We start from the raw sequence: 14,187 nt of genomic DNA on the forward strand, positions 1-14,187 counted from the left end.
CGCGGGCCGCGCCGGCGCCGTCCCGCCAAGCTCCACGGCGACAAGGGCTACGACTACGCCGACCTGCGGCGCTGGCTGCGCGGGCGGGGCATCACCCCGCGCATCGCGCGCCGCGGCATCGAGTCCTCAGACCGGCTGGGGCGGCACCGCTGGGTGGTGGAACGGACGGCGTCCTGGCTGAGCGGCTGCCGCCGACTGCACCGCCGCTACGAACGCAAACCCGAACACTTCCTGGCCTTCGTCGACATCGCCGCCACCCTCATCTGCCACCGCCGACTCGCCAAATGAGATGACGTCTTAGAGGCGATCGAGACGCCTTGCCGCTGACCGGAGCCATCCTGCGAGGCTGATGCGTCGTGGTGATGGCGACGAAGGTGCGGTCGATTGATAGCGCTCCTGCGGGGCGCGCGGACAGAAACCGATCTGTTTGGTTTAATAAGATCAACTCGGATACGGTCCAGCTGGCCGCATTCGTGTCGAAAGGTCGCAACCAGAGGAGGTCTCCCATGGCACAGAAGGTTGAAGTCCTTCTCGTGGACGACGTTGACGGCGGGGACGCGGACGAAACCATCAGCTTTTCCATCGACGGCACGTCTTATGAGATCGACCTGAGCAAGAAGAACGCCGCCAAGCTCCGCAGCGGCCTGGAGCCGTTCGTGGCCAGCGCCCGCCGGGCGCGCAAGCCCGCTGCCCGAGCCGGCCGCGGGACGCGCACCGCGGGCAGCCGCGAGCGCTCCGCCGAGATCCGGGAGTGGGCGAAGAGCCGGGGGATCAAGGTCAATGAGCGCGGCCGTATCCCCGCCCACGTGATCGAGCAGTACGAGGCCCGCTAGGGGGAGTTTCCGGCCACGGCCACCTATTGGGCGCGATCAATCAGTGGTATGACCTGCGTGCCCGGCTGAGGTCGGCCATGCCGATCCGGCGCCGAATCGGCGTGTGCTCCGCCGCGATGCGAACCTTCGCAGGAGGAAGTGGCGTCGGCAGCCGTCCTTCGCCCGCGCTGGCGGCGGACAGAGATCACCGAGCGGTGCAGAGGCGTTCGCGGGGGTGCTCAGGGTAAGTCGGCGCGGCCCGCATCCACTACCTGCCCGCTCCCGTCGCCCCGCCCGCCGCACAAAAGACGCCTACCACCCCGAACGAGAAGACCCCGCGGACATTGACGCCTGGCCGGTCTGCCCGTCATGGCCGCGCTCCCCTCCCCCGGACGCCGAGCCAGGCCGCAGCGGGAGGACTGGTGTTGTGGGCAGCCGGCGTGTGCTTCGGCGCTGGTATCGCCACCGGATGCCACATCGCGCGCCGTGCGCTCAGAGTCTGGTCACATCCAGTACTCGGTGCTGTGGTCAGCCAGGTTGCTTGAGGATCCTGGTACCGGAGAGGTGGAGCAGAGTCGGCCCTCCTGTCTGTCTGCTGGGCGGTAGTCGGATGACCGAGCCCGACAACCTTCCCGCCTGCCCGCGCCCCTGCCCGAGGCGTTCTGCCCGATCCCCATCGACGGGTGGGTGGTAGCGCTTCCTCGTCTGATACCGCTCTTGATAAGCGGACCGTCGTGATGCAGTTCTGGGATGTTCCGCGGAGTGATCGAGCCATGCCCGAGCTCGCCGGTCTTATGTGGGCAAACGGGGCGGTGTCCCAAGCGGGGAAGGCTGCCTACACCTGCCGTCAGGTCAGGCGAGGGTGAGCGCTGGTTCAAGAAGGAGTGTGAAGGAGCACGGCAGCGCTCTCGGTCAGCGTCCTTCGACGAACACGCCGTCCACGCCGGGCAGGCCCTGGTAGTCCGTCACGAGGTCCTTGGCGTCGGTTCGGGCGACCGTGACCACGAAACCGGCCAGAAGACCATCAGGCGAAGACGACGATATTCGCGGCGCTCCCGACCGGAAATGCTCTTTAAACCGTTCCCACTTCTCTCCCCCCGCCGCGAGGTATCTGACTTCCTGCGCCCGCCTGTCGGTCTCCAGATACCTCTTGACCTCGGCGACCTGCCGACCGGTCGCCTGCCTGCCCTGGCACGCGGGGGTACGTGCCTCGGAGGTGCACACCAACAGCTCTACCTGCACCCCGCCAGCCGATACCGCCGGGTTGCGGTGCCCCGACGACAGCGCATCACCTGCCATCGTGCCTCCGGTCATAACAGCGGCCGACGCCGCGGCGGCTGCCGCCACCAGTACCGGACGCGGAACCTCAGCGCGCCGCACGGGAGAGCCTCGCGGCGCGTCCACGAACCGGAAGGTCTCGGCTACGCCCGCCCGTGGATCCTTCAGCCGCCCCTCAGACGCATTCACTGTCCGATCTCCAGGATCCGGCCGGGCGCGGCCAGCACCCCTGAGACGTCGTCGTGCGGTTGCTGGCGGTACGCGGCCGTTTGCTCGGTGAGCGCGGCCGCCCTCCACCGAGAGCTCACGCTGATCGGCGTTGGGCCCCGAACCAGCGGCGCGCGAGTTCCTCGTTCTCCCCCGGCTGTGACTCGAACGCGGATGCGGGGATGGCGTCCTTGGCGTATCGGTCGTAGTCGGGTTCGCCGGGACGGATCCGGCGGGCGGCGACGCAGGCGCCGATCTCGACGAGGAGATCGCCGTTGTCCTGCCTGACCGCGGTCGCCATGGTCACCTCCGGAGCCCGTAATACCGTCGATGGTAGCTTGCGACGCGTTCGGCGGCAGCCTGGTCCTCGCTGAGCATCCGCAGAAGACGGCCCAATTCGCCGACCGCGACCATCGCCCAGCTCTCGGCCCACCACTCGTAAGGATTCCTGTATCGCTCGGCGAGCAGCACCGGCATGCAACGGGCCATGATGAGCTGCCAGGGTTCATGGTCGGCGTGCTGATGCATCCGCTCCAGAGCGTGGCCGATCTCGTGATGCGTCAAGGAGACCGAGAGGTGGTCACCGGTGCCCACGACGAGCACCCGGCCGACCAGCGCGCCTGGGACGTCGTCCCACAGGGCGGGCGAGTCAGGGCGGACCTGGTGGCCTCGCATATGACCCAGATGATCGAGGTCGGGTACGTGGCCTTCGCCCAGCCAGGGACCATCGAGCCATTCGGCGAGTTGGTGGTCGATGTCTCCGTGCAGGGAGGCTAGATCGTCCACCGCCCACACCAGCGCATCCGAGCGGCGCGCCGTGCTGGGGAGTCGTCATCGTTCATCACATGCTGCCAGAGGCGGAGCCGTTCCTTCTCGGCGAGGCCACCCCTCAGGTGCATGGGCAGCCTCGCCGAGGAACATGTCCTTGGCGCGTGAGCGTCGCAGGTCCGCTCCGCTCAGCCTCTTGCGCCTGTGCACGCGTACTGGCGTGAAAGCCCGGTCACCGAGACATCGCACTCTTGATGAACCACCGCTGGAGGGCCCGACCTGATCTACAACGTAAAGAGCGATTGATGATCAGCTCTATGCGCGCAAACAGCACTCCGGCGCGTATGGAAGGATCCTCGCCAACGACTGTCGGCCGAGGGTGAACTCGGGGCGCGGCAGGGCTCCAGGTCAGCGCTCCTGACGATGACGCCGTCCACGCCGGGCAGGCTACGGTGCGCTTCGATCGCAGAGCCGTGGGAGTGGCGCCCGGCCTCCGGGCTTTGCCGGGCGGCGGGCCCGTTTCTGTGCGTCCGCGCCGGCGGCGCTCCCGCCAGCATGTGCGCCGCCGAAGTCGGCCGCAGGTCGCGGCGGTGATGAGCGTGTGGTGGGTGGGTCAGTTGGCGGTCGAGCCGTCGGCGGGGTGGCTGTGGACGGCGGCCTGGTCGACGGCGGTGTCGACGGCGTGGGTGATGGTGGGGTGGCGGGGGAAGGTGTCCGTGAGGGCGGTGACTTCCAGGACGAAGTCGACGAGGTCGTTGCCCCCGGCCACCGCCAGATGGCCACCGGCGGCGATGCTATGGCGTCGTAGGTCCAGCAGGATCCGCAGGCCCGCCATGTCCAGGAACAGCAGGCGCTCCACGTCGATGATCAGATGGGCGGGCGGGAGAGCGGGCGAGCCCAGAACTCCGAGAACGCGCAGAGTGTCGCGGGCGTGGTCGGCGGTGTCGAAGGCCAGCGTGCCGGTCAGGTGCAGCACTGTGATCGGCTGGCCTTGGGCGGTGGAGACCGTGGGGATCGTGGTGAGCTCGATCGTTAGTTCGTCCACACCAGACCGCCCGCCTGCACGCTGCTGAGAGCTCCCTGCGCCGGCTCGCAGGTGTTCGCCCAACAGTACCGGCGGGCGCGATGACCTGCGAGAGAGGTGCCATCAGATGGAACCGTCTCGGGCCGTCCGCTATTCGGGTGCCCCGGGGCAGTTAGCTCGTCGGGGCCCAGGGGGCGAACAGGTGCATGGCCCGGTGCCGCAAGTCCTCTTTTACAGCGAACGTGACGGCGGCGCCGACGTGTGCGGCCAGCGCGCGACCCCCGGCACAGGACCAGCAACCGGCCAGGTAGCCCGGCACCCGGTCGAGGTGGTCGGCGATCAGATGCCGGGCCAGCTCATCCTGCATCATCAAGGTCGCAGCCTGCCGCCCCGCGGCCAGGTGCCTGCGGTAGAGCTTGTACAGATCCGTGCACACCACGCACGCTTTCAGCCAGGTCGGAGAGGGCGGGAGGGCGAGCATGACCGCGACCCTACTCCCGGCCGCGGGGAGGGGACGGCTCCGGGCGCTTGGTGGCGCCCGCGCCGCAGTCGGCGAATGCCAGCAGATATGCCCGTATCGGCAGGACGGTGCGGTGCCGCGGCTCTTCAGGGCGATCGCGCTCCCGGACCCGTCCCAGCTGGTCACCGGCCCCAGCACCCCGAACAGGGCCTCCACGCCCCCACGGACCGCGCGGTGTCACATGTGTGCGCAGCGCCCATCCGAGCCCATCCGCGCGCATCGCCGCTCACCGCGGGCCCGTCGGGTCATGTGACGTCGAGGAGGTCGGCGGCCTCCCGCGAGCCGGGCCTGCCCGTTGTCCAGCGGCGCCACTTCACCGGTCGGGACGTTGAAGTGCAACACCTCATTCGCAGGCGCCCGGTTCCACCGGATCGGGCTGACCTGGCTCTGCTGCTCGATCCTGGCATGGCCGGGCGCCATCCGCGCCTCAGCCGCTCTGCCTCCCATCAGCGCAGGTCAAGCCCCCATTCCCGGATGGGTACGCTGTAGCCTGCGCTGGCAGGTGGAGAAGCCCGCCGGCACCGGACGACCCCGCTCGCCTTTCCTGCCTTCAGGTGAGCGGGGTCGTTCGGCTTACGTCCCGGTCACTGGTGCCGCGCGTCGAGGACCGAGCGCAGTCCCTTCGGCAAGGCTCGCGCGCCGACGGTCGCGAAGCTGCGGGGCCACCACCCCGCACGCTTCCCGTGGACCGCCGCCGACGTCACGAGTCATGGCCTGGAGCGTGCAGGCGGGACTGATTCCCCACCGCCCGCGCGACGCGCTGGCGGTGGTTTCGGGACGTGACACCACCCGACTACCTCACGGGTAGTGTTGGTATCGGTACGATAGGTGTGAAGCGCCCGTTTGGGTCGTTGCCTCGGAAGGGGTCGTGCGAGGCCGACTGAGCGGTAAGCCGAACGCGTCCCTCACCGGGCATGTTGGGTTCGGCCCCTCCCTGCTGTCTCGTCTCTGTCGGGGGTCTGGGCCGCCGCCGTTCCCCGAGGGGTTGCGTGCTCCGGGCCCAGCGACCGCGGATGCCGGGGGCGGGGCAGGCGGGCGCTCTCCTGGTCTCAATGATGTGGTCGCGGTAGCGAGGAGCGGGGCTGGGTGTTGGGCGGAGCAGGAGCGCTACCACCGAGGTAAGGGAAACCTGGGGCCGGTGCCACGATGGCGGCTACCTCAGGGGCGGACCGCTTGTAGGTGCTGGGCCTAGATCACACCGGTCACCTAAGCCACCGGACCGCTGTGGAAAGGACCTCCGCGCCGCCCACCTGGGCCGAGCCCAACCGGACTGGCTGGGCTCGGACATCCGATCTCGCTAAGGCGTCAAGCGGCGGCCGCGAGTCGGGCTCCGAAGGCGGCGTCCTAGTCGAAGAGCTTGCGGGTCTGGAGGCCCACGGGGTCGCGCACCGCGTGTGACGACGCAGCAAACGAGGCGGTGTCTCAGAAGGCTTTCCAGCTCCGACAGTGGCAGTAAGAAAAGCCGCTCGACCAGCGTGGCGATGGCCAGCGGTACGCGATCCCGACCTCTCGTCCGACTCTGCCAGAATCGCGTTGCGCTACCGTCAGCGGGTTGCAGCCCAGCGAGCCATTTGATGCAGGGAGCGCCGGAAGCGCTGCCGGACGTTCACGTCGTCGAGGTGGCGGCGGACGCCGTCCACGCCGACGATGCCGCCTCTAACGACGCTGTGGACCGCCCAGATGACCTGCCAAGTGAACAGCTCCGGATCAACGTCGTCGGCGACCGCCTCGGCTACTAGATCGACCAGCATGATGATCGGCTGGGTGCCGTATCGCGCCTCCAGATCGGGGAAGTCGGTGGCGTCGGACATCCAACGATGCATCCAGATCGACGGCAGTTCCTGATGCTCCAAGCAGTAGTCCAAGTAGCGATCGATCAACCGGATCAGGCCTTCGAAGTCTGGCGTGAAGGCGGCCACGGCCGGAGACAGGTAATCCATCCGTTCCTGGGTCAGACGCTCCATGACTGCCAGATAAACGCCGCTCTTGCCTCCGTAGGCATCGGTGACCACTGCGGCGTCGACGTTGCAGGCGTCGGCGATGTTCCGCGCGGTGAGCTCGTCGTACCCGAGTTCGGAGAACAGTCGGGCGGCAGTGGTGAGCACCTGTTCGGAGATCCGGACGCCGTCCCCCTCTGACGGCTCGTGCGACACCACGTCTAACACCCCCCGCTATCGGCAGAAGCCCGGCCACAAGAGCCTCATCTGTCGGTGTTCCCAGAATTTCCGCAGCTAAGCCGCGAGTTATTAGCCCTCGGTCGCACGGTCCGCGTGACCGGTGGAATCAGACGCCACCAGAGCATGCCCGTGCCGAAAGTTCAGTTTCTTGTTTCGGTTGCCGCAGAAGTTCATCGAGCACCAACGCCGATTCCGGGCCCGGCTGCTGTCAAGGAACAATCCCCTGCAGGCCGGGTTCCCGCAGGCCTTGATGCGATCTCGATGGGCGCTGAATTTTTCGATTGCGTCCTCAGCCAGCACCCCCAGCGCGTCGCCAGCGGTGAATCCGTCCTCCGGCACCCACTGCCGTTCACCGTCACTGCCCAGCTGCCGCCTCGCGCGTCCGGCCGTGGCCGCCGCGTTGATGACCGCCACATCGGAGAGCGCCGGCTGGCCGCCCCCGGCGAGTGCAGTCCCGACGCGGTGAATGGCCTCACGCAGGGCCCTCGCCTCCTGTAGGTCGTCATTGCCCACGGCCTCGACCTGGAGCCCGTGAAGGGCGAACCACTCATGCAGGTCCCCCGGCTGCTCAAGCAGCTCCCGCGGCCGGTCTGACCGGTCGATTCTGGTAGCGGTGAAGCGGAAGCTCAGGACGTCATTGTCGAGCCGATAACGAGACTTGGCCATGGAACCAGTCTAGGCGGTACCGCTGCTGGTCTCGGCCGTCAGCGGTCATCGACTAGGGTGTGCAACCGCCGAGCGGTCGTCACCGATCAGTCTCTGTGGGCCTCCCGGTACCACGACAGCCCCATCAGGAGCCGGACATGCCAGATCCCTACCGGATTGAGTCTCTCGAACGTGGATTGCGCGTGCTGGCCGCCTTCTCCCCGCTCCGGCGCAGATACACCGTGTCGCAGATGGCGCGCACGGTGAGGTTGCCCACCTCATCCGTCTACCGCATCCTCAGGACCCTAGAGGCCCTCGGGTACGTGCGGGCCGAACCGGACGGCGCCTACACGCCGGGGCCCGCGGTGCTGACCCTCGGGTACGCGGCGCTGCAGGCCACCGACGTGGTCGAAGCGGCCAGAGAGCCGCTCAAAGACCTGGCGCAACGAACCGGGGAGACCACCAACTTCGGAGTGCTCTTGGACGACCGAGTGCTTTACCTGGTGCGGTTCAAGACCGACCACCTGCTCATAGCCAATATCTACCCCGGTACCACGCTGCCCGCGCGGTTCACCTCCATGGGCAAGCTCCTGGTCGCGTTGGAAGACCCCATAGAGCTTCCGTCGGCCGACATGACCCTCGTCGGGCCGAACGCCCTTACGGACGACGAGAGTTACCGTCGGGAACTGGCCCGTATCCGCGAACAGCAGTGGGCCGCTCAGGACGAGGAGCTCGCCCCTGGCCTCCGCTCGGTCGCTGTCCCGGTCCGCTCGCACGAAGGCGTTGTCGGCGCCGTCAACATCGCCGTTGATGCGAGGCGGCGCTCGTCCGCCGTACTCATCGACGATCTCCTCCCGCTCCTGCGCCGCACCGCGGCCGAGATCAGCCTCCGGCTGGGCTACCTCGAGTCGGCCCGTTAGATCTTTTTCACTCTGCGGCAAACCGCCCGCCGTGACCTCACCCTATGAAGCTCCAGCAGTCCGACTTTTCCGGTGTCGAGAGGACCACGCGAAACAGGTCACGGGGCGATGACCTGGCCTCTTGAGTTTTCGTGGTGACCGAAACACGATTTGGGCCATCAGCCACCCACGGAAGGCAGGGATGACATGGCCATCGCCAAGGTCGAGGCACGGCTGCTGGAGGGGACGCCGCAGGACGGCGTCGTGTTCGGAATCGGAGCCTTCAACACCTACAGCATGGTTCTGGTCGAGGTGACCGACGACGAAGGACGCACCGGGTACGGCGAGGCCATCGCACGCCGCGGCGGCAGCATGACCGCTGAGGCGGTCCGCGCCCTGCTCGCACCCGTCCTCATCGGGGCAGATGAATCGAACATCGAAGGCCTCTGGGGCGAGATGGTCGAGCAGCTGCGGCGTTGGGGGCACACCTCTGGAGTCGTCATGGAAGCGATCAGCGGCGTCGACGTGGCCCTGTGGGACCTCGCCGGCCAGCGTGCCGGGCTCCCGGTCTGGAGGCTGCTGGCTGGAGCGGGCCGCTCGACCGTCCCCGTCTACGCCTCAAGCGTCTACATCGCCGACCGCGAGACCATGATCCGCGAGGCCCTGGAGCAAAAGGCGCGCGGCTTCGACCGGATCAAGATCAAGATCGGCCGCTCGCCCGAAAAGGGCGGCGAACGCGAAGACCTCGCCACCCTCCGCGAACTCCGCGCCGCCGTCGGAGACGAGACGACGCTCGTCGTCGACGCCAACGGCGCCTACGACGCGGCCACCGCCATCAAGGTCGCCCGCGCCATGGAAGAGGTCGACATCCGCTGGTTCGAGGAACCCCTCCCGGCCGACGATCTCAAGGGGTACGAGCGCCTCCACGCCATGACCTCCACCCCCCTCGCCCGCGGCGAGACGGATTTCGGATTCTGGACGATGCAGGAGGTCATCGAGCGGCGGCTCGTCGACGTCGTCCAACCCGATCTGGCCCGATGCGGCGGCATCACCGGCGCCCGGCACGTGTGGACCCTCGCAAACGCGGCGAACCTCGCCTTCGCCCCCCACACCGGGTTCTCGGGTGGACTGTCGCAGCTCGCTGCCCTGCACGTCGCCGCCGCCGCTCCGCGCCTACTGAGCCTTGAGTACATGTTCATCGACAACCCCACGCGCGAGATCTTCGTCGGGGGCTACCCAAAGCCCGACCACGGAACATTGGCCGCCCCCACCGCCCCGGGCCTCGGCCTGCAACTCGACTACACCCTCGTGGAGAAGCTGACAGTCGCCTGAGGCCCGCCATGACCAACCACGCGAGCTTCCCGAGGCAACCCGCAGACCAGCCTCCAACTACTCACACCGCACCGACCGTCCGCGTCGCCGTGGCCCAGGTCGGCTGCGGTCTCGGGGACACACAGACCAACCTGCGACGGGCCGCCGACACCCTGCGCCGGGCCTCAGCCAAGGGCGCGGACCTGATCACGTTCCCCGAGGCCTATCTGACCGGATACCTCACCTCCACGCTGGAAGAGACCAGAGCCATCGGCCTAACGCTGGACGACCCGGCCCTGGAGGAGCTTCGAGAATTGTCCACCAGGCTTCACATCGTCACGTGTGTCGGCTTCATCGAACGTGAGGGGCACCGACTCCACAACACCGTCTGCGTGTGGGACATCGACGGGGCCCGCCATGTCTACCGCAAGAGGCACCTCCCCCCACCTTGGCGCCGACCGCTTCGTCCAACCGAGCTCCGATCGGTCCACACCCGTGTTCGACACCTCCGTAGGGCGGATCGGTCTAGCGATCTGCTACGAGATCCGCTTCCCCGAGGTCATCCGCTGCCTGGCACTGGCCGGGGCGCAGATCGTGCTCCTGCCGACCAACTGGCCTGAGGAGGGACGCATCCTTGCCGACCACTTCACACGCGTCCGCGCCGCGGAGAACTTCGTCCACCTCCTCGCGTCGAATCGACCCGACTGGGAGCGAGGCACCAGGTTCATCGGAGCCAGCAGCATCACCGGGCCGTACGGGACCCCCGTCCGGCGCGCCGATAGTGAAGAAGCCGTCCTCCTTGCCGACATCACACCCTCGCAGGCTCTCGAAAAGTCCATCGTTGTGGAGCCGGGCGAGTTCGAGATCCACCCGTGGCGAGACCGCAGGCCACTGGACTACCGGCCCTTGGGCGAGGAACGCCTGAAGACCGGGACCCCCGAGACGCCACTCACAAGGAGAGCCAAGGATGTGCCAGACCGCAGTCGTCGATGAGCACCTCAAGAACCTCATCACCCGGCACGGAGCGAATTTCCGCCGGGCCGCCGAAAGCCCGTTCGGCGCCGAGGACGAGATCGGCATGCTGAACCTGATCGACGGTGAATCCCGGCGCTCTATCCTTTCACGTGCGGACGCCGGCACAATGCTCGACCTCTCGGTCGACTACTTCGTGGGCATGCCCTCCTGGTCCCAGGCCGGAGACCCCGGCTACCAGATCTGGATGACGCACACCCCCCACGGCACCGTCATCGACGACTCGATGGGAGTCGGCGACGAACAAAACCGCCTGGTGTCGTACTCCGGCGACGCCATCTCGATGTACACCCACTGCGGGACCCACGTCGACGCACTCAACCACTTCGGCTACGCCGGGGAGATCTTCAACCGGTTCACCGTCGACGAGCACCTCGGCAGCAGGAACTGGACCGTCGCCGGCGCCGACAGGCAGCCGCCGGTGCTGGCCCGGGGCGTCCTCCTTGACGTGGCCGGTGCGAAGGGAATGAACACACTGCCGCCGAACTACGGCATCACCGCCCAGGACCTGCGTGAATGTCAACGACGTCAGGGCCTTGAGCTCCGGCACGGAGACGTCGTCATGATCCGCACCGGCCAGATGGCGCTGTGGCCCACACCCGCCTACATGGAGGCTGAACCGGGCCTTGTGATGGACGCCGCACACCACCTCGCGCGGCACGGCGCGGCGCTCATCGGCGCCGACACGATCAGCCTCGAACAGCGACCGTCGGCCGATCCGGACAACTGGAACGCCGTCCACTGCTTTCTCCTCGCGGAGGCCGGCATCGCGATCCTCGAAGTGGCGAACCTCGAGGCGCTCGCCGCCGAGCGGCTCTACGAGTTCGCCTTCTTCGGCGCCGCAATCCGCCTCCGGGGCTCCACCGCGGCCCCCATCAGACCTGTCGCTATGCCGCTTTGCGCCTGAACTCGCGGGCAGACTGAACCCACTTTGAACAGGGGATTTACAACAGCTGAGCGTTCCCCTATCGTGGGGGAACCGCTTCGGACGGTTCCATCTTGGTTCCCACCCCTGGCGCTCTGGAGGAATCCAGCCATGAACCATTCACCCCGGCTCTACAACTCCGATCTCGCCCCCGCCGCCGAACGGCGGTGGGGCGCCTACAGCATCACCTCCATCTGGTTCGCCTGCCTCCACAACATGGGCGTCTACACGGCGGCGGCCGGCTTCTTCCTTATCGGTGTCCCCGTCTGGCAGGTCCTGGCCGGCGTCTTTCTCGGCCTGCTCCTCACCTGGGCCGGGGCGGAGCTCATGGGCAGGTTCGGATTCCGGCAGGGCGTCCCACTGCCGGTCGCCGCGCGGGTCGGCTTCGGCGTCTACGGCGCGAACGTCCCGGCCCTCATCCGCGGCGGCGCGGCCGTCGCCTGGTACGGAATCCAGACGTTCCTCGCCTCCCATGCCGTCCAGATCCTCGTGCTGCTCCTCATTCCCAGCGCCAAGGCCCTCGACAAGAGCCACCACCTCCTCGGCCTCTCGCCGCTCGGCTGGCTGTGCTTCCTGTTCATGTGGGGCATCCAGCTCCTCATCGCCGAGCACGGCATGGAAGCGATCAGGAAGACCCAGAACTGGGCAGGCGCGGTCGTGTCGATCGTAATGCTCGCGCTGGCCGTCGGACTCACCGCGAAGGCCGGGTTCACCCTGGACTACGGGGACGGCGGCCCCACGCAGTCCTCCCCTGGAGCCGTCGGCGCCATCATCAAGATCGGCACCCTGATGTTCGTCGTCTACGCGACGATGATCTTGAACTTCTGCGACTTCACACGTTTCTCCCCCAACCGACGCTCCTACTTCTGGGGAAACCTCTTGGGGTTGCCGGTCAACGGCATGGTCTTCGCCGCCACCGTCCTCCTGCTCACCGGCGCCAGCCACGAGCTGACGGGCAAGGCGCTCACCGAGCCGACCGAGTTCCTCCAGCTCACCGACAACCGTTGGTTCGTGGGCATCGGGGCGCTGCTCTTCATCTTCGCCACTCTCGGCGTCAACATCATCGCGAACCTCGTCTCCCCGGCCTACGACCTCGCCAACCTGAACCCCGCCCGGATCACCTTCCGGCGCGGCGCACTCCTGGCCAGCGCCATCTGCGTGATCGTGATGCCGTGGAAGCTGTTCGCCTCCCCGGTCGCGATCAACTACTTCCTGGGCTCCCTGGGCGCCATGCTGGGGCCGATGTTCGGCGTCATCATCGCCGACTACTACCTGCTGCGACGCCAGCGCGTCGATGTCGACGCGCTCTACAGCTCCGCCGCATCCGGCCCCTACTTCTACGCGCGGGGGTTCAACTGGCGGGCGATCGTCGCGGCAATGATCGGAATCGCCATCAGCGTCCCGCTCTCGGTGGTCCCCGCCTTTGCGGCATGGAGTTGGCTCGCCTGGTACGCCGGCACGGCCGTCGCAGCGATAGGCCACGTCGCCCTCACCAAGACCCTCCCCGGGCGCGTAGCCGCCCCACCGTCCACCCCCGCACCAGCGTCTGACGAGCTCGGCATCGCCCGCGGCTGACAGACAACACGCCAGAAACAGAGAAGGGGAGCAACATGTCATTCGATCGGCGCAGATTCGACCACATCGGGATCCCTACCAAGGAAGCCCGTGAGGGCGAGGTCTTCGTGGAGGCCACACGGGTGTGGCTCACCAGCCCGCGCGCACACCCCGCCAACATCGAGTGGCTCAGGTACGAGCCGGACACGCAGGTTCCGGCTCCGGTTCGCGATCTCCCACACGTCGCCTATCGCGTGGACAACATCCAGGAAGCCCTCAAAGGCCATGAAGTCCTCATGGACGTGTTCGAGATCGGTGAGGGGTTCGCGCAGATCGCCTTCATCCTATTCGAGGGCGCGGTCGTGGAGTTCATGCAGTACCGCAACCCCGAAGAGGAGGGTTGGATCTGACCATGGGATCCATCGGCTCCGGCATCGGCCGGCTCGGGAAACTGAGCGAGGTGGCCCTGGCATCGATCTTTCTTCATGCCGGCTACCGCGTCGCCCGCCAGCCGGGTGGGCCCGCCAAGAAGCTGGACGCTTTTACGCGGCGCTACCTGGAGTTGGAGATCCCCCACTCCCCGGAACTCGTGCGGCTGAACGCCGTGGTGATGGTTGTGGCCGGCGCGGCGCTCGCGCTTGGTGTGCGGCCCCGGACCGCCGCAGCGGCCCTGGCTCTCAGCCTTCAACCGACCAACGTCGTCGGTCACCCCTTCTGGGAGTCGAGGGATGCCGAGAGGTCAAGCGAGCTCAACGCGTTCCTCTCCAACGTGGCCATCACCGGCGGGCTCCTCGCCATGGCCGGCGCACGCGACCCACAGCCGGCAAGGTCATCGGACACCGGGCGTTGAGACTCCGCGAACGGATCCGCTGTACTCGGCAGCCGGATTCAGACGGACCGCCGGATTTCGAAATAGCGGAGACCTCCGACACAGTGAGCCTTTTCAGCGTGCTGCGGTCTCGCGGAGTTGCAGGGTGTGGATGGCTTTGGCGAGGCGTCCGGCGCGGTGGGGGCAGCAGCGTAGCTTCCGCAGGA

The 14,187-nt window shown here is 67.4% G+C and carries 17 protein-coding genes and 1 pseudogene; 10 read left to right on the forward strand and 8 right to left on the reverse strand.

Features of this window, described 5'->3' with window-relative positions:
• Window positions 1-288: transposase (locus AB0C84_RS43700; protein ID WP_361078187.1), on the forward strand; the 288-nt coding region annotated here is incomplete at its 5' end.
• 218 nt (window positions 289-506) lie between these two features.
• The gene (locus AB0C84_RS43705; RefSeq protein WP_361078190.1) at window positions 507-833 is read left to right on the forward strand and encodes an Lsr2 family protein; all 327 of its coding nucleotides are present in this window, start codon (window positions 507-509) and stop codon (window positions 831-833) included.
• 891 nt (window positions 834-1,724) lie between these two features.
• Here the strand turns inward: AB0C84_RS43705 and AB0C84_RS43710 are convergent.
• The 8 genes from AB0C84_RS43710 to AB0C84_RS43745 form a co-directional block, all read right to left on the reverse strand.
• Window positions 1,725-2,111: a permease-like cell division protein FtsX gene (locus AB0C84_RS43710; RefSeq protein WP_361078192.1), complete on the reverse strand. Its 387-nt coding sequence runs from the start codon at window positions 2,109-2,111 to the stop codon at window positions 1,725-1,727.
• Between the two features lie 164 nt (window positions 2,112-2,275).
• Window positions 2,276-2,398 (reverse strand): hypothetical protein, encoded by a 123-nt coding sequence (locus AB0C84_RS43715; RefSeq protein WP_361078195.1) that lies wholly within the window; start codon window positions 2,396-2,398, stop codon window positions 2,276-2,278.
• Entirely contained in the window at window positions 2,395-2,598 is a 204-nt protein-coding gene (locus tag AB0C84_RS43720) for a hypothetical protein (protein ID WP_361078198.1), read from the reverse strand. Before AB0C84_RS43720 ends, AB0C84_RS43715 begins: the two co-directional genes overlap by 4 nt.
• Window positions 2,599-2,600: 2 nt before the next feature.
• Window positions 2,601-3,083, reverse strand: coding sequence for a hypothetical protein (locus tag AB0C84_RS43725; RefSeq protein ID WP_361078201.1), 483 nt, complete (start codon window positions 3,081-3,083; stop codon window positions 2,601-2,603).
• A gap of 595 nt (window positions 3,084-3,678) precedes the next feature.
• Window positions 3,679-4,110 carry an STAS domain-containing protein gene (locus tag AB0C84_RS43730; RefSeq protein WP_361078204.1) on the reverse strand — a complete coding sequence of 144 codons (432 nt, stop codon included), beginning with the start codon at window positions 4,108-4,110 and terminating at the stop codon, window positions 3,679-3,681.
• 151 nt (window positions 4,111-4,261) lie between these two features.
• Entirely contained in the window at window positions 4,262-4,570 is a 309-nt protein-coding gene (locus AB0C84_RS43735; RefSeq protein WP_361078207.1) for a hypothetical protein, read from the reverse strand.
• Window positions 4,571-6,153: 1,583 nt separating this feature from the next.
• Entirely contained in the window at window positions 6,154-6,765 is a 612-nt protein-coding gene (locus AB0C84_RS43740) for a TetR/AcrR family transcriptional regulator (RefSeq protein WP_361078210.1), read from the reverse strand.
• Between the two features lie 90 nt (window positions 6,766-6,855).
• Window positions 6,856-7,452, reverse strand: a complete 597-nt coding sequence (locus AB0C84_RS43745; protein ID WP_361078212.1) for a CGNR zinc finger domain-containing protein — start codon at window positions 7,450-7,452, stop codon at window positions 6,856-6,858.
• Between the two features lie 137 nt (window positions 7,453-7,589).
• On the opposite strand from AB0C84_RS43745, the gene AB0C84_RS43750 reads away from it, so the two are divergent.
• The 8 genes and pseudogenes from AB0C84_RS43750 to AB0C84_RS43785 all read left to right on the forward strand — a co-directional run bounded on the left by AB0C84_RS43750 (window position 7,590) and on the right by AB0C84_RS43785 (window position 14,002).
• A complete protein-coding gene (locus AB0C84_RS43750) occupies window positions 7,590-8,351 on the forward strand; it encodes an IclR family transcriptional regulator (protein WP_361078215.1) in 762 nt (253 codons plus the stop codon).
• A gap of 186 nt (window positions 8,352-8,537) precedes the next feature.
• Window positions 8,538-9,662 (forward strand): mandelate racemase/muconate lactonizing enzyme family protein, encoded by a 1,125-nt coding sequence (locus tag AB0C84_RS43755; RefSeq protein WP_361078218.1) that lies wholly within the window; start codon window positions 8,538-8,540, stop codon window positions 9,660-9,662.
• An 8-nt stretch (window positions 9,663-9,670) separates the two neighbouring features.
• Window positions 9,671-10,096: pseudogene (locus AB0C84_RS43760) on the forward strand (carbon-nitrogen hydrolase family protein); the annotation flags it as partial.
• On the forward strand, window positions 10,059-10,634 hold the full coding sequence (locus tag AB0C84_RS43765) for a carbon-nitrogen hydrolase family protein (RefSeq protein ID WP_361078234.1): 576 nt from the start codon (window positions 10,059-10,061) through the stop codon (window positions 10,632-10,634). The pseudogene AB0C84_RS43760 and the gene AB0C84_RS43765, both read left to right, overlap by 38 nt.
• Window positions 10,609-11,580 (forward strand): cyclase family protein, encoded by a 972-nt coding sequence (locus AB0C84_RS43770; protein WP_361078221.1) that lies wholly within the window; start codon window positions 10,609-10,611, stop codon window positions 11,578-11,580. Before AB0C84_RS43765 ends, AB0C84_RS43770 begins: the two co-directional genes overlap by 26 nt.
• A gap of 129 nt (window positions 11,581-11,709) precedes the next feature.
• Complete coding sequence (locus AB0C84_RS43775; protein WP_361078224.1) at window positions 11,710-13,173, forward strand: NCS1 family nucleobase:cation symporter-1; 1,464 nt, start codon at window positions 11,710-11,712, stop codon at window positions 13,171-13,173.
• Between the two features lie 35 nt (window positions 13,174-13,208).
• Entirely contained in the window at window positions 13,209-13,562 is a 354-nt protein-coding gene (locus AB0C84_RS43780) for a hypothetical protein (protein ID WP_361078228.1), read from the forward strand.
• A complete protein-coding gene (locus AB0C84_RS43785) occupies window positions 13,553-14,002 on the forward strand; it encodes a DoxX family membrane protein (protein ID WP_361078231.1) in 450 nt (149 codons plus the stop codon). Before AB0C84_RS43780 ends, AB0C84_RS43785 begins: the two co-directional genes overlap by 10 nt.
• Window positions 14,003-14,187: the final 185 nt, after the last annotated feature.

The sequence above is a fragment of the Actinomadura sp. NPDC048955 genome (assembly GCF_040649435.1).
Taxonomy (GTDB): domain Bacteria; phylum Actinomycetota; class Actinomycetes; order Streptosporangiales; family Streptosporangiaceae; genus Spirillospora; species Spirillospora luteofluorescens.